Annotated in this window: 14 protein-coding genes; 13 read left to right on the plus strand and 1 reads right to left on the minus strand. The window is 45.0% G+C overall.

What is annotated here, in order from left to right; all coding sequences use genetic code 11:
- Nucleotides 1–7 precede the first annotated feature (7 nt).
- The 3 genes from ACMXYW_RS02470 to ACMXYW_RS02480 all read left to right on the plus strand — a co-directional run bounded on the left by ACMXYW_RS02470 (nucleotide 8) and on the right by ACMXYW_RS02480 (nucleotide 4377).
- Entirely contained in the window at nucleotides 8–1381 is a 1374-nt protein-coding gene (locus tag ACMXYW_RS02470) for a sigma-54-dependent transcriptional regulator (protein ID WP_415905098.1), read from the plus strand.
- A gap of 220 nt (nucleotides 1382–1601) precedes the next feature.
- Nucleotides 1602–3554, plus strand: a complete 1953-nt coding sequence (acs, locus tag ACMXYW_RS02475) for an acetate--CoA ligase (RefSeq protein WP_415905099.1) — start codon at nucleotides 1602–1604, stop codon at nucleotides 3552–3554.
- Between the two features lie 157 nt (nucleotides 3555–3711).
- On the plus strand, nucleotides 3712–4377 hold the full coding sequence (locus ACMXYW_RS02480; protein WP_415883409.1) for a response regulator transcription factor: 666 nt from the start codon (nucleotides 3712–3714) through the stop codon (nucleotides 4375–4377).
- A 75-nt stretch (nucleotides 4378–4452) separates the two neighbouring features.
- Here ACMXYW_RS02480 and ACMXYW_RS02485 read toward each other — a convergent pair whose 3' ends face one another.
- Nucleotides 4453–8400: a NahK/ErcS family hybrid sensor histidine kinase/response regulator gene (locus tag ACMXYW_RS02485; RefSeq protein WP_415905100.1), complete on the minus strand. Its 3948-nt coding sequence runs from the start codon at nucleotides 8398–8400 to the stop codon at nucleotides 4453–4455.
- Between the two features lie 326 nt (nucleotides 8401–8726).
- Here ACMXYW_RS02485 and ACMXYW_RS02490 point away from each other — a divergent pair, with 326 nt between their 5' ends.
- The 10 genes from ACMXYW_RS02490 to fliJ all read left to right on the plus strand — a co-directional run bounded on the left by ACMXYW_RS02490 (nucleotide 8727) and on the right by fliJ (nucleotide 19197).
- Nucleotides 8727–8987, plus strand: coding sequence for a DUF4212 domain-containing protein (locus tag ACMXYW_RS02490; RefSeq protein WP_415883411.1), 261 nt, complete (start codon nucleotides 8727–8729; stop codon nucleotides 8985–8987).
- Between the two features lie 31 nt (nucleotides 8988–9018).
- Nucleotides 9019–10821, plus strand: coding sequence for a sodium:solute symporter family protein (locus ACMXYW_RS02495; RefSeq protein ID WP_415900060.1), 1803 nt, complete (start codon nucleotides 9019–9021; stop codon nucleotides 10819–10821).
- Between the two features lie 82 nt (nucleotides 10822–10903).
- Nucleotides 10904–12733, plus strand: a complete 1830-nt coding sequence (locus tag ACMXYW_RS02500) for a DUF294 nucleotidyltransferase-like domain-containing protein (protein WP_415905101.1) — start codon at nucleotides 10904–10906, stop codon at nucleotides 12731–12733.
- Between the two features lie 6 nt (nucleotides 12734–12739).
- On the plus strand, nucleotides 12740–13369 hold the full coding sequence (locus ACMXYW_RS02505; protein WP_415883414.1) for a 3'-5' exonuclease: 630 nt from the start codon (nucleotides 12740–12742) through the stop codon (nucleotides 13367–13369).
- A 170-nt stretch (nucleotides 13370–13539) separates the two neighbouring features.
- Nucleotides 13540–13893: a flagellar hook-basal body complex protein FliE gene (gene fliE / locus ACMXYW_RS02510; RefSeq protein WP_415905102.1), complete on the plus strand. Its 354-nt coding sequence runs from the start codon at nucleotides 13540–13542 to the stop codon at nucleotides 13891–13893.
- A gap of 66 nt (nucleotides 13894–13959) precedes the next feature.
- Nucleotides 13960–15588, plus strand: coding sequence for a flagellar basal-body MS-ring/collar protein FliF (fliF, locus tag ACMXYW_RS02515; RefSeq protein ID WP_415905867.1), 1629 nt, complete (start codon nucleotides 13960–13962; stop codon nucleotides 15586–15588).
- Nucleotides 15581–16594 (plus strand): flagellar motor switch protein FliG, encoded by a 1014-nt coding sequence (gene fliG / locus ACMXYW_RS02520; RefSeq protein ID WP_415905103.1) that lies wholly within the window; start codon nucleotides 15581–15583, stop codon nucleotides 16592–16594. Before fliF ends, fliG begins: the two co-directional genes overlap by 8 nt.
- A gap of 11 nt (nucleotides 16595–16605) precedes the next feature.
- Complete coding sequence (locus ACMXYW_RS02525) at nucleotides 16606–17355, plus strand: FliH/SctL family protein (protein WP_415905104.1); 750 nt, start codon at nucleotides 16606–16608, stop codon at nucleotides 17353–17355.
- Nucleotides 17356–17359: 4 nt separating this feature from the next.
- Nucleotides 17360–18757, plus strand: a complete 1398-nt coding sequence (gene fliI / locus ACMXYW_RS02530; protein WP_415905105.1) for a flagellar protein export ATPase FliI — start codon at nucleotides 17360–17362, stop codon at nucleotides 18755–18757.
- The gene (gene fliJ / locus ACMXYW_RS02535; RefSeq protein WP_415905106.1) at nucleotides 18754–19197 is read left to right on the plus strand and encodes a flagellar export protein FliJ; all 444 of its coding nucleotides are present in this window, start codon (nucleotides 18754–18756) and stop codon (nucleotides 19195–19197) included. Before fliI ends, fliJ begins: the two co-directional genes overlap by 4 nt.
- Nucleotides 19198–19203: the final 6 nt, after the last annotated feature.

The following is a 19203-nucleotide window of genomic DNA, read 5'->3' on the forward strand; positions in this document are numbered from 1 at the left end:
ATCTGCAATGGCTAATCGTATACTAATAGTTGAAGACGATAATGAATTACGCGAAGCGCTTTGTGATACGTTGGAATTGGCAGGCTTTGAATATCTTGAAGCAGAAGATGCAGAAACCGCTTTGGATATTTTGACGCGTCAGCAGGTGGCGATGGTTGTAACCGATGTCAATATGCCGGGAATGGATGGACACCAGTTACTTGACAAAATTCACGAAACTTATCCTGCACTACCGGTAATGTTGATCACTGCTTTTGGGCAGGTAAGTAAGGCTGTAGAAGCAATTAAAGCCGGCGCGGTTGATTATTTGATGAAGCCGTTTGATTCTGATGCCTTGATATCGTCAGTACGTCGCTTTGCGGTTGGAGAGACTGCGGCAAGTGAAATGGAGCAGCCTATAGCGGAAGAGCCTAGTAGTCAGCAACTGCTGCAGTTGGCTCGTCGCGTAGCAGCGTCAGATTCTACAGTGTTGATCTCTGGAGAGTCAGGTACAGGTAAAGAAGTTTTGGCTCAATACATCCATAACCACTCTTCGCGGGCTAAGAAGCCATTTATTGCGATTAACTGTGCGGCAATACCTGAAAATATGCTTGAAGCTACTTTGTTTGGACACGAGAAAGGGGCTTTTACTGGTGCCTATGCAAGTGCACCCGGTAAGTTTGAGCAGGCTGATGGCGGTACTTTGTTGCTTGATGAGATTTCCGAGATGGATCTTGGTTTACAGGCAAAGTTGCTACGTGTATTGCAGGAGCAAGAAGTGGAGCGAATTGGTGGTCGTAAAGTTATCAAGCTTAATGTTCGTGTGTTGGCAACCACAAACCGCAAATTAGATAGCTACGTTGCAGAAGGTAAATTTAGAGAAGACTTATTCTATCGTCTTAATGTCTTTCCATTGCAATGGAAACCTTTGCGTGAGCGCTCGGCTGATATTGTGCCTTTGGCTGAAAGGCTTTTTGGTAAGTATTGCCAGAAAATGCTGCGTACTTCAGTTGCGTTATCTGATGATGTTAAGCGTTTGATGACCGATTATTCTTGGCCGGGTAATGTGCGTGAATTAGACAATGTTGTGCAGCGAGCTTTGATACTGCAATCCGGTACAGAGATCGGTGTTGCGGACCTTATGCTTAATCCTGAAGATATTTCGGAGGCAGCTGTACCTGACATGAGTCAACAAACTGCTCAAGATGAAGATCTTTCAGGACAGTTGGGTGAGGGAGTTCGCCAGCGCGAATTTCAGCTGATTATTGATGCCTTAAAAGCGACTCACGGAAGTCGTAAGGAGGCGGCGGAAAATCTCGGGATAAGCCCGCGTACTCTGCGATACAAGCTGGCTAAGATGCGTGAACAAGGTTTGGACTTAGATAAATTACTTGGTCGTTAGAAGGCTTGAAAAGAGCTCATTTTCGAGCCCTAAAAAAAGCTTGTAGAGACTAAGGTCTTACACCGGATATACCAATGTCTAATTCAGAGCCCTGCTACCCCTTCTGTATAAATCTAGGTACTGATATAAAGGCCTCAAACTGTCTCGTAGAATAATAATATTAGAGTAGAGCGATCTGGGGTTATTTTAGAACTAAAACAATCAAGCTAAGGGCATCACGATGAGTGAAAAGGTATATCCAGTAAGTCCGGAGATTGCGGCAAACGCGCACATCGACAACGAAAAATATGAAGCGATGTATGAGCAATCAGTTAACGATCCGGATGCATTCTGGGGTGAAGCAGGTAAGCGCCTGGATTGGTTTAAGCCATACACTAAAGTTAAAAACACCACTTTCGATCCGCACAATGTAGATATTCGTTGGTACGAAGATGGTACGTTGAATGCTTCTCATAACTGTCTTGATCGCCACCTAGAAACTCGTGGTGATCAGGTTGCTATCATCTGGGAAGGTGATGATCCAAGCGAATCTGAAAATATCACTTACCGTGATCTTCATGAGCGCGTTTGTAAATTTGCTAACGCTCTTAAAGCTCGTGGCGTAGAGAAAGGCGATGTTGTAACGCTTTACATGCCTATGATTCCAGAAGCTGCTGTAGCTATGTTGGCATGTACTCGTATTGGTGCTGTCCACTCTATCGTATTCGGTGGTTTCTCTCCTGAAGCGCTAGCAGCTCGTATCGAAGGTGCGAAGTCTAAAGTTGTTGTAACGTCTAACTACTCTTTACGTGCGGGCAAGTCTGTTCCACTTAAAGCAAACGTAGACAAAGCATTGGAACATGATGCAGCTAAAGCGCATGTTGAAAGCGTAATCGTTGTTAAGCGCGTTGAGCAAGATGTTGCTTGGGATAGCAATGTTGATGTTTGGTACGAAGATCTAGTAGCTGAAGCATCTGCTGATTGCCCTGCTGAAGAGATGAACGCTGAAGATCCAATGTTCATTCTTTACACGTCTGGTTCTACTGGTGCGCCAAAAGGTCTGAAGCACACTACTGGTGGTTACATGGTTTACGCTTCCATGACTCACGAGTACGCTTTCGATTACAAAGAAGGTGATATCTACTGGTGTACTGCTGACGTAGGTTGGGTAACTGGTCACTCTTACATCGTATACGGACCACTAGCAAACGGTGCAACTTCTCTAATGTTTGAAGGTGTCCCAAGCTACCCAGATAACAGCCGTTTCGGCCGCGTTATCGAAAAACACAAAGTTAACCAATTCTACACTGCGCCAACAGCTATCCGTGCTTTGATGCAGCAAGGTGAAGATGTACTAGGTGATTCTGACCTATCTACACTACGTATCCTTGGTTCTGTAGGTGAGCCAATCAACCCAGAAGCTTGGGAATGGTACCACCGTATTATCGGTCAGGGTCGTTGCCCAATCGTTGATACTTGGTGGCAGACTGAAACTGGCGGCATGATGATTCTTCCTCTGCCAGGTGCTACAGCAGCTAAGCCAGGTGCGGCGTCTCGTCCATTCTTCGGTATCCAGCCAGCACTTCTAGATGCTGATGGTAACGAGTTGGAAGGTGCGACTGACGGTAACCTAGTAATTAAAGATTCTTGGCCATCTCAGGCTCGTTCTATCTGGGGTGATCACGAGCGCTTTATCCAAACTTACTTCTCTACATATAAAGGTGTATACACTACTGGTGATGGTTGTCGTCGTGATGAAGACGGTTACTACTGGATCACAGGTCGTGTAGATGACGTAATCAACGTATCTGGTCACCGTATGGGTACTGCGGAAGTTGAGTCTGCACTAGTAGCTCACGAAGCCGTTGCTGAAGCAGCAGTAGTTGGCTACCCGCACGAAGTTAAGGGTCAAGGCATCTACGTATACGTAACTCTTCAGTCTGGCTTCGAGCAGTCTGACGAACTACTTAAAGAGTTGCGTCTACATGTACGTTCTGAGATCGGTCCGATCGCATCTCCAGACTTGATTCAATTCGCACCAGGCATGCCTAAGACTCGTTCTGGTAAGATCATGCGTCGTATCCTACGTAAGATCGCCGAAGACGATTTCGGTGCTTTGGGTGATACTTCTACACTTGCAGATCCATCTGTAGTAGATGACCTAATTGAAAACCGTATGAACCGTCAGGACTAATTTCTTCTTATAAATTAGTCTGAAAAAACTCCTGTAAGTCGCGGATTACCCGAGACTTGCGGGAGTTTTTTGTTTTATAGTGTTATTCTCTTCACTAGATTAACCGTTCATGAACGGTTGGCGTTCGTCACAGGGTTCTTAAGGGGGAAGTGAACGCATGCAGTTAGCACAAAAAATTATTATTGCAGATGATCATCCGTTGTTCCGTGCAGCTTTGAAACAGGCTGTTACTCAGGCTATGCCTGGTGTAGAAACAATCGAAGCGGATTCGTTGGCTGCAGTGCAGGAAGCCGTGGATCAGCACTCAGATGCAGATTTGGTGTTATTAGATATTCATATGCCAGGCACTAATGGCTTTTCTGGGTTGGTATTTTTGCGTGGTCAAAACCCGGGGATTCCAGTTGTGGTTGTATCTGGCAGTGAGCAACCGCATGTGATGAAGCGTGCGATTGATTACGGTGCTTCTGGTTTTATCCCGAAATCGGCTCCTCTGGAAACGATCGGAGAAGCGATTGTTGCTGTGCTTGAAGGTGAAGAATGGCTGCCTCAAGAAGTGGCTGATAACTTAGGTGATGTAAGCGAAGATGATCAGAAATTCGCAGCTGCATTGTCTGCATTAACACCTCAGCAGTTCCGAGTGCTGACGATGTTGACAGAAGGGTTGTTAAACAAGCAGATCGCTTATGAGTTAAACGTTTCTGAAGCTACAATCAAAGCGCACGTCACAGCTATTTTACGTAAGCTGGGTGTTCATAGTCGTACTCAAGCAGTGATTGCTGCTCAGCGTTTAGGTGTGGAACCACCTAAAACTGATCTTGAGTAATGCTCAAGAATAAGATTTTAAAAAAGGCGCCTATGGCGCCTTTTTTGTTGGTTAAGTTTGGTTTTAAGCTGCGGGTTATTCGTTTTCAGCTTCGCTCGCGCGTGCTGTAGCAATGGTCTTATTGATCATGGCTCTTAAGGCAGCTGGACGAATAGGCTTGGTTAATAGTTGAGATCCATAATCTTGGATTTCGTTCTTAACTTCTTCAGTACGGTCAGCAGTGATAACTATGCTTGGTACTGGCTTATCCAGCAGTGGTGCCAGATCTTCCAGAGCCATAATGCCTGTTAGTGTTTCAGATAGATGGTAATCAGCAAGAATGATTTCTGGCTGGAAACTCTCTGATTCAATGATGTCAGTTGCTTCTTTAGAGGAAAGGGCGACTTTAACATCGCAGCCCCAGCCGTTAAGCAGTGCGGACATGCCTTCTAGAATCTTAGGTTCGTTGTCGATCACTATGGCTCGGATGCCGTTTAGGCCTTTACTGCGAATCCAGCCACGTTTTTCGGGTTTTGGTTTGACTGCTTTAGTACTGTCGCCAAGAGGGATCTCTACGCTGAATACAGTGCCTTTAGTTGGCCAAGAACGTACATTAAGCTTGTGACCTAGCATGCGAGCAATTCGTTCTGTAATCGCAAGCCCGAGGCCTAGGCCTTGTACCTGAGAGTGCTTAGGGTTATCGATGCGTCTAAACTCTTCAAAGACCTCTTTGATTTTATCTTCAGCTATACCGACACCTGTATCCCATACTTCAATTCTGAGCATGTTTTTGCGACGACGGCATCCAAGTAGGATCTTCCCTTCTTGTGTATAACGCATAGCATTAGATAGGAAGTTTTGGATGATTCGTCTAAGAAGCTGCTGGTCTGAGCGTACAACCTTGTTGCATTGTACGGTGCGGAACTTAAGCGATTTTTTATCGGCGACTGCGGTAAATTCAGTATTTAATGCACTGAACATATCATCCAGAGAAAAATCCGTAATAGATGGTGCGAGTGCGCCTGCATCTAGTTTAGATATATCTAGGATAGCGGTGATAAGCTCTTCAGCAGCCGTAAGTGAGCCATTCAGGTTTTCAACGAGTTGGCTGGTCTCATCGCTATGGCTTTGCTGGGCTAGGGCTGATGTGAATAAGCGCGCTGCATTAAGTGGCTGTAATAAATCGTGGCTTGCAGAGGCAAGGAATCGAGTTTTACCGAGGTTCGCATCATCAGCATCGGACTTAGCTTGGCGAAGCTCGTCCTCCATTAGTGAGCGAATCGTGTTTTCTTTACGTAGTTCTTTGTTAACAACTGAAAGTGCATGAGTACGTTCGCGTACACGTTGTTCCAGTGTTTCATTAGTTTCTTTTAGCGCTAACTCGGCTTTACGACGCTCAGTGATATCTTGGTAAAGAGTGAAGTAACCAAGTACATCGCCATATTCGCCAATATGTGGGATGTATTTCACTTCCGCATAGCGAGGTTGTCCGCTGTCACTTGGGAGTGTGGTTTCAAAACGCTGACGTTTACCAGCCAGAGCTGCAGTAATGTATGGGCTTCTGAGCTCATACTCATCCTCAGACATCGTTTTGTAGCAAGGTTGGCCTGAGATGGTATTGCGATCAAGGCCAAAGGTGTCAGCATAGGCTTTGTTGATAAACAGGTAGCGTCTCTCTGGATCGAGATAAGCAATCAGTACCGGCACATTGTCGGTATAGATTCTAATGTTTTGCTCGCTTTCCCTGAGTGCCTCTTCGACATGTTTATGGTTGGTGATATCCATATAAGTATTAACATAGCCACCATTTGGCATTGGATTACCACGTACTTCAAGGACGGTGCCGTCTGGGCGGAAACGCTCATAACTATGGCGCTTACCTGATTTCAGGACTTTTAAGCGTTTAGTCACTTGTTCGTCGTTGTTGCCTGGGCCGTATTCGCCTTTCATGGCGTTATAACGAAACACTTCCTCGATCGGGCGGCCAACGCAGATAAGGCCTTCAGGGTAATCAAACATCTCCACGTATACGCGGTTCCAGGCAACAAGTCGCATTTGCTGATCCACTACGCTGATGCCTAAGCTGATGTTTTCAATGGTTGATTGCAGGAGTGAACGGTTGAAACGCAGTGCCTGTGAAGCTTCATCAACAATGGTTACGACATCGCCGATATGCATGTCCTTGCCGCGTAAAGTTGAGGCTAAGACGATACGTGCAGATGATGCACCAATTACACCGGCTAAAAGACGTTCAGTAAATTGCACTAATTCAGGGGTCGCTTTGTCGCCTGATAAAGGGGGGTCTTCTCCATGTTGCAATGCGAAGCCAGTAAAGGAATGTTGGGTTCTGCTTATGCCTAAAAAGCGCTCTGTTAGCATTTGTAGATCGCCGACTGTTACCTGCCCATATTGGCGTGTAGCTTCGGTTAAATCTTTGTTGTATACATCAACAAAGGCGCTGGCTTGAATCCGGTCAACAAGGCGCAAGCTTGTATATTTAGAGACCAAGAAATACAGCGCGGTATTGAAGAAGAGGGACCAGAAAACGCCGTGAGTTAGAGGTTCCAAGCCTTCGATGCCGAATAGCTGAGTGGGTTTTAGCCACTCAATCCCAAAAATGCTGTTATTTAAGTATTCGGGGCCAAGCAAGCCTGCTTCACTGAATGATGGTAATACTAATGTGTATAGCCATAAAAGGAATCCGCCTGTTAAGCCTGCAAGTACTCCGTGACGAGACCCGGCCTTCCAATATATGCCGCCAACAATCGCTGGGAGGAATTGTGCTGCTGCAACAAAAGCTAGTAGGCCGAATGAGGCGAGAGGGGATTGTTCACCCAAAATTCGATAGTAGAAATACGCCAGAATCATTAAGCACATGATGGTGATTCGACGGACTTTGAGTAGGAGTGCGCCGACATCGTTAGTGTCGGATAAACGTAGCCAAGAAATACGGAAAAGTAGTGGCATCACGATGTCGTTACAGACCATTGTGGATAAGGTGATGCTGGCAACAATAACCATACTGGTAGATGCTGACAGGCCACCAATGAAAGCAAAGGTGGCGAGCTCTTTATAGTCTGCAGCTAGGGGTAGCATCAAAACATAAGTGTCTGCATCAACGCTGGTGTTCTCGAAATACAGCATGCCTGCCGTAGCGATAGGTAGTACAAAGATTGCTAAAAGGATTAGGTAGATCGGAAACAGCCAGCGAGCTAGTTTTAAGTGGCCTGTATTGGTGTTCTCTACAATTGTTACGTGGAACTGGCGTGGTAAGCAGATTACCGCTGCGCAGGCGAGTAATATCTCTGTCAAAAAACTGTCGTCTAGAAATGACGAGTAATTGGAATTGTTATTAAGCTGAGTGGCTATGTTGTAAGCGAGGTCTTCAAAGCCATCAAAAACTTCCAACATGACGAAAATGCCTACCGCAATAAATGCGGTAAGTTTGACGATGGATTCAAAGGCGACCGCTAAGACTAGGCCTTCGTGGTGTTCTGTGGCATCAATCTGCCGAGTACCAAATAGTATGGCGAAGATCGCCATGACAATCGCTACGAAAAGAGCAGTATCACTACCCTTACTGATAACTTCTTCTGTCCCAGGTGTAAGCGCGTTATAACTGATTGCCACCGCTTTAAGCTGCATGGCGATGTAAGGCATAGTGCCTGTAACCGCAATGATGGTAACGAGCACTGCTAAGGCTTGGCTTTTGCCATATCGGGAAGAAATAAAGTCTGAAATTGTTGTGATGTTCTGCTGCTTACTGATAAGAATCATCTTCTCGATCAGGCGCCAACCAAAGATAAATACAATGACAGGGCCTAAGTAGGTCGCAAGAAATTCCCAGCCGCTGGTGGTTGCGCGCCCTACAGCGCCGTAAAAAGTCCACGAAGAGCAGTAAACGGCAAGAGATAGGGAGTAGATAATCGGTCTGCTGATAATGCGATCATTCTTTTGTGCGCTTTTATCACCGTAGTGTGCGATGGCGAATAAAAGGCCAAGGTAGGTGAATGAAATAAGAATTATCGACCAGCCAGAAAGCATCTTGCATTCCTTAGTGAATAGTAAAAACAGATGTGTAGCTAGTTTACTTAATTTTGACAGGAACCCAACAATTGTCTGAATGGTGTAGCTATGGCTTTTCTAAATTAGGGTCGGCAGTGTTAATACCTTTGTCTAGAGTCTTGAGTGGCCTTTTACTACTCAATATCGAGAAAATGCCGTAATACGGCGCTTTGAAGCGATTTTTCAATAGCTTAGAGGAAAGTTGAGTCGACTAAAGTTTAGCTTTGTTTGGCTGCGCTGTTTGTTAGTCTCTTACAGTCTTAAATTTTCACCAATTTTTAAATAACAAAAATAAGGATGGTGTTATGTCAATCAGTAATGAGCAGGCGCAAGCCTACTGGCGTGAAAACTTGCGCATCATTATGACTCACCTCGCGATTTGGTTCGTAGTTTCCTACGGCTGCGCGATCTTGTTTGTCGAACAGCTTAATGCGATTCCGTTCTTCGGCTTCCCACTAGGTTTCTGGTTCGGCCAGCAAGGGTCAATCTTCGTATTCGTCATCTTGATCTGGACATACGTGTTCAGCATGAACAAGCTTGACGAGAAGTATGACGTTCACGAATAACAATAATAATTTCTATTAGGACGGCATTGCTATGAGTCTCGACGTTTTAACATTTCTCTTTGTAGGCGGCTCCTTTGCGCTATATATCGGTATTGCGATATGGGCGCGTGCAGGATCGACTAAAGAATTCTACGTTGCGGGCGGTGGTGTACCACCGGTTGCTAACGGTATGGCGACTGCTGCTGACTGGATGTCTGCTGCATCGTTTATCTCCCTGGCTGGCTTGGTTTCCTTCGTTGGCCGTGACGGTTCTGCTTATCTAATGGGCTGGACTGGTGGTTACGTACTACTAGCGCTATTGCTAGCACCTTACCTACGTAAGTTTGGTAAGTTCACAGTGCCTGACTTCATCGGTGACCGTTACTACTCTTCTACTGCACGTACAATCGCAGTAGTTTGTACTATCGTAATCTCTTTCACTTACGTAGCTGGTCAGATGCGTGGTGTTGGTATCGTATTCTCTCGTTACCTACACGTTGACATCAACACTGGTGTAGTTATCGGTATGGCGATCGTATTCTTCTACGCTGTACTAGGTGGCATGAAAGGTATTACTTATACTCAGGTTGCTCAGTACGTTGTATTGATTCTTGCGTTCACAGTACCAGCATTCTTCCTATCTGCTCAGGTAACAGGTCACTTCCTACCACAAATTGGTTTGGGTGCGACTCTGGACAGTGGTATGTCTGTATTGGCTACTCTTGACCAATTGTCAGTAGATCTTGGCTTCCATCAGTACACTGACGGTAAGAAATCGACTATCGATCTATTCTTCCTAACAGTTGCTCTTATGTGTGGTACTGCTGGTCTTCCTCACGTAATCGTACGTTTCTTCACAGTACCTCGCGTAAAAGATGCTCGTCTATCTGCTGGTTGGGCACTAATCTTCATCGCGCTGCTTTACACTGCGGTTCCTGGTGTAGCTGGTTTCGGTCGTGTAAACCTTATCCAGACTATCAATGGTGCTGACGGTACAGGTACTGCGTACACTGAAATGCCTGCATGGTTCAAGAACTGGGAGAACACAGGTCTTCTAGGTTGGACTGACCGTAACGGTGACGGCAAAGTACAGTACGCTGCAGGTGGTGCATTCACTTCTAAGAAACCTGCGTTCACTGAAGAGCGTGGTGAATACGGCCAGCGTCTAACTAGCAATGCGAAAACAGATGCTGAGTTTGATGCGGCTAAACAGCCATTCGCTAACGAAGTATACGTAGACCGTGACATCATGGTACTAGCTAACCCAGATATTGCTCAGCTTCCAAACTGGGTAATCGCTCTGGTAGCTGCTGGTGCGGTAGCTGCGGCACTATCAACTGCAGCAGGTCTGCTGTTGGTAATCTCTACAGCGATCTCGCATGACTTGATGAAGAAAACCATCAATCCAAATATCTCTGATAAGCAGGAGCTTATGTACGCTCGTCTGGCTGCTATCGTGGCAATCTGTATCGCAGGTTACTTCGGTATCAACCCTCCAGGCTTCGTGGCACAGGTTGTAGCCCTAGCCTTCGGTCTGGCATGTGCGTCCGTATTCCCAGCTATCATCATGGGTATCTTCTGGAAGCGTCACACTTCTCAAGGTGCGATTGCAGGTATGCTAGTAGGTCTTATCACTACTATGTGCTACATGTACTACTTCGCATTCGGTGGCGGTACTCCATCTGAATACATCATGGGTATCTCTCCAGGTGGCTTCGGTACTGTAGGTGCGATCCTTCACATCATCGTTGGTTTCGTAGTATCCAACATGACTGAAGAACCACCACAGGAAATCCAGGATATCGTAGAAGATCTACGTATCCCACGTGGTGCTGGTGCTGCTCACGATCACTAAGATCGATTAGATAAATCTAAAAAAGGGCGCCCAGCGAAGGTTGGAGCGCCCTTTTCTTTTTCCTACAAAGAGGATGTTGGAAATGCCTGATTCTTTCAAAATGACAAATTTGCCATTCAGTTTGCTGGATGAGAAAGAGCAAGATTTACTCCGTTCAAGCCTAGATATTGGTTACTACCAAAAAGGCGAGTACATCATGACGGCGGGTGAAGAGCCCGAAGGTGTCTTTGTTATTTTTAAAGGAAAGGTAGGGGAGAGCGAAGTTCAGGAAGAGGGTAGTGACACACCTGAGCATGTCTTTGTTCATTATACAAACGAGGATTACTTTGGCGGTTGGTCTGCTATTCGGGGAAAAGCAATACATAATTTTATCGCCGAAGAGGAGACTATCTGTCATATATTACCGACTAAGATTCTATTAGATCTTATGTCAACAAACGGCTTATTCGCTGATTATTTCCAGCAAAACCTGTCAGCTAAAACTGAGATCGTTCAGCAGTACGGTAAAGAGCAGGACATGGCCGAATTTATGTTGGCCAAAGTGTCTGATGGTTTAGTCCGTGAGCCTCTTATCATCCTTGAAGGGACATCTATTCGTGAAGCAACTCTGCTAATGCGTGAGAAAAAGGCAGATTGTATTCTTGTCAAGCGGGGGAATCGTTACGGTATGGTTACCGGCACTGATCTGTTAGATGCTGTGGTGGTTAATGAATTAGCGATGGATACTGATTTGGCCGAAATCGCGAGCTATCGATTAATCACCGTTAAGCCAGATGATTACCTGTTTAATGCTTTGATCATAATGACTCAGCAGCATATAGAGCGCGTTGTTGTGATGAAGGATGGAGAAATGTCAGGCATTGTTGAGCTGACAGATGTATTGAGTTATTTCTCCAGTCATTCTCATGTGATTGGTTTACGAATCGAGCGCGCACAAACGGTTGAAGATCTAAAAGAAGCTGAAAAAGGCTTGGATGATTTGATTAAGGCGCTTGTATCACAAGGTGTTAAAACTCGATTTGTGATGGATCTATTGGCCGCGATGAACGGCCGTATTATTGCTAAGTTATTCAATATCATGATCCCAAGTGATATGCAGCCGCATGTCTGTTTGTTAGTGATGGGTTCCGAAGGGCGTGGTGAGCAGATCATGAAAACAGACCAGGATAACGCTATTATTCATAGGGATGGTTTGGTTTGGCCTGAGATGACTGAAACACTGAATCGTTTCAGTCAGACTTTGATCGAATTTGGCTTTCCTCCTTGCCCGGGTAACATCATGGTATCTAATCCTGACTGGGTTAAATCTCTGGGCGGCTGGACTCAGATGTTAGGAGACTGGGCTGATCGATGTGATGGCGACTCACAGATGAATCTCGCTATTGCTGTTGATGCTAAGCCTGTTGCAGGAAACCCGGCTATTTTTAAAGCTAGTCGAAACTGGTTTATGAGGCATCTACGTAACAATGATGTCTTCTTCTCTCATTTCGCTAAAGCTTCTCTTGAGTTTGATACGCCTCTGACTTTCTTTGGTAACTTAAAAGATAAAGGTCAGTTGGATATTAAAAAGGGCGGAATTTTCCCGATTGTGCATGGGATTAGAACAATAGCTCTAGAGCATCGCATCAAAGTGACAAATACTTTTGAGCGTATAGAAGCTTTGACTGAGCTTGGTCAGCTTAAAGAAAAACATGGTAGAGAGATCGCGGAGGCTTTGAGTCTATTTATTAGCCTTCGATTAAGACAGCAAGTTAAGCGTATGGAATGCAGTGAAACGGGGCATGATCAAACCCCGAATATTATTGATTTGCAGTCCTTAGATAAGCTTGAAAGAGAGCTGCTGAGAGATGCGTTGCATATTGTTAAAGGCTTTAAAAAGCATCTCGAGCTTAGGTACCACCTTGGAGGGTAAGTTTTAATGATCATACCCAGAGCGGTAAGAAGAATAAAAGAGAAGTATGACCATAAATCTGGTCCATATGCTCATCTGTTTGATGCTTACGACGGTGATGAGGTTGTTTCTTTAGATTGTGAAACAACTAGTCTAGATGTGAAGCAGGGTGAAATTGTCTCGATTGGTGCGGTTAAGATTAAAGGTAAAAAGGTCCTTACGAGTGATCGTTTAGATATTAAGCTTAAACCACCCAAATCACTGACCGGTGAGTCTATTAAGATTCATAAAATTCGTGAAAGTGATTTGGCTGAAGGTATCGATATTGAAGATGCCTTAGAGCAGGTTTTAGAGTTTGTCGGAAATCGTCCAATTCTGGGTTACTACGTTAACTATGATATTCGCATGTTGGATAAATTTATTCGGCCGCAATTCGGTTTTGGTTTGCCGAATAAGGCGATTGAGTTATCCCATGTGTATCACGATATTATTAAATGGAAGTCTGTTGGCGGAAATGTTGATCTACGATTTGATACGATTTCCAAAAAATTAGATATACCAATGCTCGAGAGGCATACCGCTATCGGCGATGCTCTAACTGTGGCGTTGATGTATGTACGTCTGAAGTATGGAGATCCACCAGAAGCGCATTATTGATTAGGCGTCAAAAGAATAACGGGCTATTGGCCCGTTTTTTGCTTTTATCTGTATGTAAAAAGTGAAACCAAGTATTAAAAGACAAAAAAATGTCGTGTTGTTCTTGGTTTTTACCTTGATGAAGTAAATTGACTGTTTATAATGTCAATAAATTGCCGTTGGGTGTGGTTATGGTAGATAGAGCTGACATAAATAGTGTACTGATGCAGATGAGGACGATTAAGACTCAAGTGCAGAATGCATCTCCAGAAATGATGTCGGGAATGGTCTCTGAACCAGGTGCTGTTAAACCCTCTGATCGTACGGGATTCGGTGAGATTTTAAAAAATGCAGTTGATGGTGTAAGTGAAACTCAAGCGGATGCCAAAAAAATGGCGGTTGCGTATGAGAAAGGGGATCCTACAGTTGATCTTCCACAAGTCATGATCGCTGCAGAAAAAGCTTCAGTCTCGTTTCAAGCGATGACTCAGGTGCGTAACCGATTGGTTACGGCCTATGAAGACGTAATGAAGATGCCAATCTAAATATAAATAGAATTAACAGGATAAGTGGCAGTGGCAGATAGCGCAGAAACATTAAGCGGAAGCCCAATGCTTGGCTTTAATAAGCTAAGTATTGTTAGGCAGATTGGTTTGATGGTTGGTCTAGCGGCAAGTGTCGCTATTGGTTTTGCTGTTGTTTTGTGGTCGCAAAAGCCAGACCAGCGTGTTCTATTTAGTAATCTTAATTTCTCTGATGCTAACCAGATTATAGAGCAACTCCGCCTTTATAATGTCCCTTACAAGTTTGATGCAGATGGCCGAGCTATTTTGGTTCCGGATGAATATGTTCATCAGGCTAGACTTAAGCTTGCTTCCGAAGGTTTTACTGCTGATAAAACGGTGGGCTTTGAAATTCTAGATCGTGAACAAAGCCTGGGTACCAGTCAGTTCATGGAAACGACAAAATATCGTCGTGGTCTTGAAGGTGAATTGGCTCGGACAATTTCCAGTATGACTGCTGTGCGCAATGCACGTGTTCACTTAGCTATTCCAAAAGATACTGTCTTTATCCGTGATACCCGTAAACCGACAGCATCTGTATTCCTTGAGTTATTCTCTGGGCGTCAACTAGAGCGTGATCAGGTTGCATCTATTGCTAACTTGGTGGCTTCAAGTATTCCAGCGTTAAACGTTAAAGATGTGACGGTTGTAGATCAGCGCGGCCGTTTACTAAATATGCGTGATAAAGACGTCAATGTTGTTTTAGCTGCTAAGCAATTGGAGTACACGCGTAATTTAGAAGAAACTATGCTCAACCGTGTAAACAGTATCCTTCAGCCGGTTGTAGGTATGGGGCGCTTCCGTGCAGAAGTGTCAGCCGATGTTGATTTTACAGCAGTCGAACAAACTGACGAATTATATAACCCTGATCTTCCAGCGCTTCGTAGTGAGCAGACAATGGATGAGTCGAGGGTTGGTGGTGCTGCGCCAGTAGGTGTGCCAGGCGCATTGTCTAATCAGCCTCCAGGACCGAGCAGTGTACCTGAAGAGGCATCAGGCGAGGGCGTGTTGGCTAACAACGGTGCGCCGGGTTCTTCTCGTAAACAAGCGACGCGTAACTTTGAATTAGATCGTACTATTAGCTATACCAAACATCAGCAGGGTCGCGTGCGTCGTTTAACCGTCGCAGTTGTGGTTGATGACCTATCAAGTGTTGATCCGTCAACAGGTGATGCTAAGCGCACACCATGGCAGCAGAATGAGTTAGAGCGTCTGCGTATTCTTGTTCAGGATGCTGTAGGTTATTCTGCGCTCCGCGGAGATAGTGTGAATGTTGTAAATACACCGTTTGTCCCTGAGCAGCCAATTGTTACTGAGGATGTACCACTTTGGGAACAAGAGTGGATCTGGGATATTGTTAAACAAGTTATGGCTGCGGTGTTTGTTCTTGTTCTAGTATTCGGTATTTTACGCCCTATCCTTAAAAACCTAGCATCAGCTGGCACTGCAGGTAATGTTGCTGGCTTGGGTGCTGCGGGTGAAGTGTCGGCAGAATTAGAGGGCCTTGATGGCGGTGATTTTTCTTCTGATTCGGTAACTTTTGGTAGTGATGATGGGCTATTGCCAACTCCAAATGAAAGCTTTGATTATCAGTTGAACGCGATTCGTAGTATGGTTGCGGAAGATCCTGCGCGTGTTGCGCAGGCTGTGAAGCAATGGGTAGGTAAAGATGAGTGATGAAGCAAATCAGGGGGAAGTCAGTGAGATTGATAAAGCTGCCATACTTCTGATTAGCTTAGGTGAAGCCGATGCCGCTGAAATCCTTAAACATATGGGCCCTAAAGAGGTTCAGATGATTGGTGAAGCGATGGCTCAACTGAATAATGTTCCACAAACAAAGGTGGAATCTGTTGTTGGTGACTTTATGGGTTTGGTAAGCGACCAGACCGGTATTGGCATTAACAATGATATCTATATTCGTTCAATGCTCAATCAGGCATTAGGTGAAGAGAAAGCTAAAACCCTCCTTGATCGTATTTTGATGAGTACGAATACATCTGGTCTAGATACTCTTCGCTGGATGGAGCCTCGTCAAATTGCTGAAATTATCCGTTACGAACACCCTCAGATTCAGGCAGTTGTTTGTGCTTATCTTGAGCCGGATGTTGCAGCCGGTGTGCTGGGTTTCTTTGATGATAAACAGCGGCTAGATATTTTGATGCGTGTTGCTGCATTAGATCGTATCCAGCCGCAAGCATTACAAGAGCTGAATGATATTCTTGAGCGTCAATTTGCTGGCGCGAGTGGTGCGAGTTCTGCGACTCTTGGTGGTATCAAAAATGCTGCCGATATTATGAACTTTATCGATTCGAGTATAGAAGCCGAGTTGATGGAAGGGATTAAAGAGAGTGATGAAAATCTCGCTACAACTATCTCGGATCTAATGTTTGTCTTTGAAAATTTACAAGATGTAGAGGATCAAGGCATTCAGGCGATACTTCGTGAAGTGTCTACAGATGTTCTGGTTGTAGCTCTGAAAGGTGCAGATGTCGCTCTTCAAGAAAAAGTCTTCCGTAATATGTCCAAACGTGCTTCTGAATTGTTACGCGATGACCTTGAAGCTAAAGGACCTGTGCGAGTGTCTGAGGTTGAAGAAGCGCAGAAAGAGATTCTGACTGTAGCTCGCCGTCTGGCTGATGAGGGTGAAATCATCCTTGGCGGCGGTGGCGAAGAGATGCTCTAGGCTAAGTGGGTATGTCTGAGAATAAAGTTTTTAAGCGCATTAAGGCTGCTGAGGCTGCTGAGCTTATTGGTTGGGAATTGCCGCAGGTTGCAGGTCAGCATGTTGTTGGTTTGCAGCAAAAAGATCCTGTCGAAGTGACCGTTGTAGAAGAGGTTATCGCTGCAGAAAAAATCACTTTAGCTGAACTAGAAGAAATTCGAGAAACTGCGCGTATCGAAGGCTTGGCTGCTGGTCTTGAAGAGGGGCGTCTTAAAGGCCTGGAAGAAGGTCGTGCGAAAGGGGCTGAAGAGGGTAAAGAGCAGGGATATAAAGAGGGGTTTCAGCAAGGTGAAGCTGAAGTTCTTCGTCTTCAAGCGTTATTAAGCAATATGCTGTCTGAATTTGAGCTTCCGTTAAAGCAGCAAACTGAAAAAATTGAAAAGCAGTTGGTTGATTTGGTTGTTTCACTGGCTCAAGCTACGGTTGGAGCAGAGTTGTCCGTTAGGCAAGAATTATTGCTGAAGTCTATCAGTAGTTCCCTTCGAAGTGTGCCTGAACCGTTAGGTACGGTTGTTGCGAAAGTCAATAAAGATGATCTTCCTTACCTCGAAAAAATGCTGCTAATGCCAGGTGTTACTTTGGAATATATTGTTGATGAAAATATTCCTCAAGGTAGTTATGAACTTCAAGCTGCAAGCACTGTAGTCGAACACAATTTGGATCAGCATTTTGCTACAGTAGTTAAACAATTTCTCTCCAATGTAGAAAACGATTCGGCATAAGCTCATGAGTGAGTTATTGGCTCGTTTAGCTAAATATCAAAAGCATCGACTAGATACGCCTCAGCCTCGAATTGAGGGGCGGATTACCCGCATGATAGGTCTTACTATTGAGGCTGTCGGTATAAAGTGTGCGGTCGGTGAATGTTGTTTTATAGAGTTATCTCCTGATCAACAGATTGAGGCGGAAGTTGTGGGCTTTTCTGGTGATCGTATTTATTTGATGCCGCTTTACCCTATTGAAGGTCTGCAGTCTGGAACCAAAGTTATTGCCTTAAGTGCTTCAGGTAAAGTGCCTGTAGGTATGAGTCTACTGGGTAGAGTGTTGAACGGTGTTGGTCAACCTATTGATGGTAAAGGACCATTGCAGCCGGAAGCGGAAACCGGGTTGGCTGGAGAGATAATCAATCCTTTATTGCGAGACCCTATTAAGCAGACGCTTGATGTTGGTATCCGGACTATTAATGGCTTGCTTACTGTTGGGCGCGGCCAAAGGATGGGGTTGTTTGCCGGTAGTGGTGTAGGTAAATCTGTACTGCTTGGTATGATGACTCGATTTACTGAGGCAGAAGTTATTGTCGTTGGCTTGATCGGTGAACGTGGTCGAGAAGTTAAAGAGTTTATTGAGCACAGCCTTGGTGAGGATGGTCTAAAGCGTTCTGTTGTGGTGGCATCACCCGCAGATGACTCCCCTCTCATGCGTTTGCGAGCATCACAGCTGTCTACTCGGATTGCAGAATATTTCAGGGATCAGGGTAAAAATGTTCTATTGTTGATGGATTCACTGACCCGCTATGCGCAGGCTCAGCGCGAGATCGCCTTGGCTGTAGGTGAGCCGCCGGCAACAAAGGGCTACCCGCCTTCTGTATTTGCCAAAATCCCAAAGCTGGTTGAACGAGCAGGTAACGGTGAAGCTGGAAGTGGATCGATTACTGCGTTTTATACTGTTTTGACCGAAGGTGATGATCAGCAAGACCCAGTGGCGGATTCTGCAAGGGCTATTCTAGATGGGCATGTCGTGTTGTCCCGCCGTTTGGCTGAGCAGGGGCATTATCCTGCAATCGATATTGAAGCTTCTATCAGTCGAGCGATGCCGCAAATTATTCAGCCAGATCATTTGCAAATGGCAATGCGATTTAAGCAGTTATACTCTAAGTATAGGCAGAATGAAGATCTGATTAATGTTGGCGCTTATGTCAAAGGTAGTGATCCAGATACGGATTTTGTTATGGATAATTTACCTTCGATGAATGCTTATTTAAGGCAAGGGATAAATGAAGCATTTCCTTTGCAGCAATCAATGCAGCAGATGGTGATGATTTTGACTACGCCGCCAACACCTAGCGCAGAACCACAGCAACAGCAATTGCGTAGGCCTGCTGTAACTAATGGGCTGCAAAAATGAGTAAACGTTCCAAACGCTTACAACTCGTCTTAGATCTGGCAGAAAAAAAGAAGAAGCAAGCAGATCAGTTTTTGGCCGCGAGCCGCCAGCGTATAGAGCAGGATCAGCGAACTATGGCTCAATTGGATGAGTATGTCTCTGAATATCAGCAAAGCTACTTAGGTGCGCACGCTGAGGGTTGTACGGGGGCTCAATTACATACTCAGCAGGCTTTCTTGGAAAAGATTCAACAAGCTAAGTCAACTCAAGCTAAAGCGATGGAGCAGAATAGAAAAGAGCTTGAGGTAGTTGAACAACATTGGAAGTCTGCATATGCGCGAATGAAGGGATTGCAGAAACTTACGGATAAGGCGATAGAGACAGAGCAGCTTGAAGAAGAAAAGGCGCTACAAAAGCAATTAGATGAGCGCTCTCAGGTCATTAAAACACCTTTTATCTAGATTGGC

The sequence above is a fragment of the Neptuniibacter sp. QD48_55 genome (assembly GCF_047778115.1).
GTDB lineage: Bacteria > Pseudomonadota > Gammaproteobacteria > Pseudomonadales > Balneatricaceae > Neptuniibacter.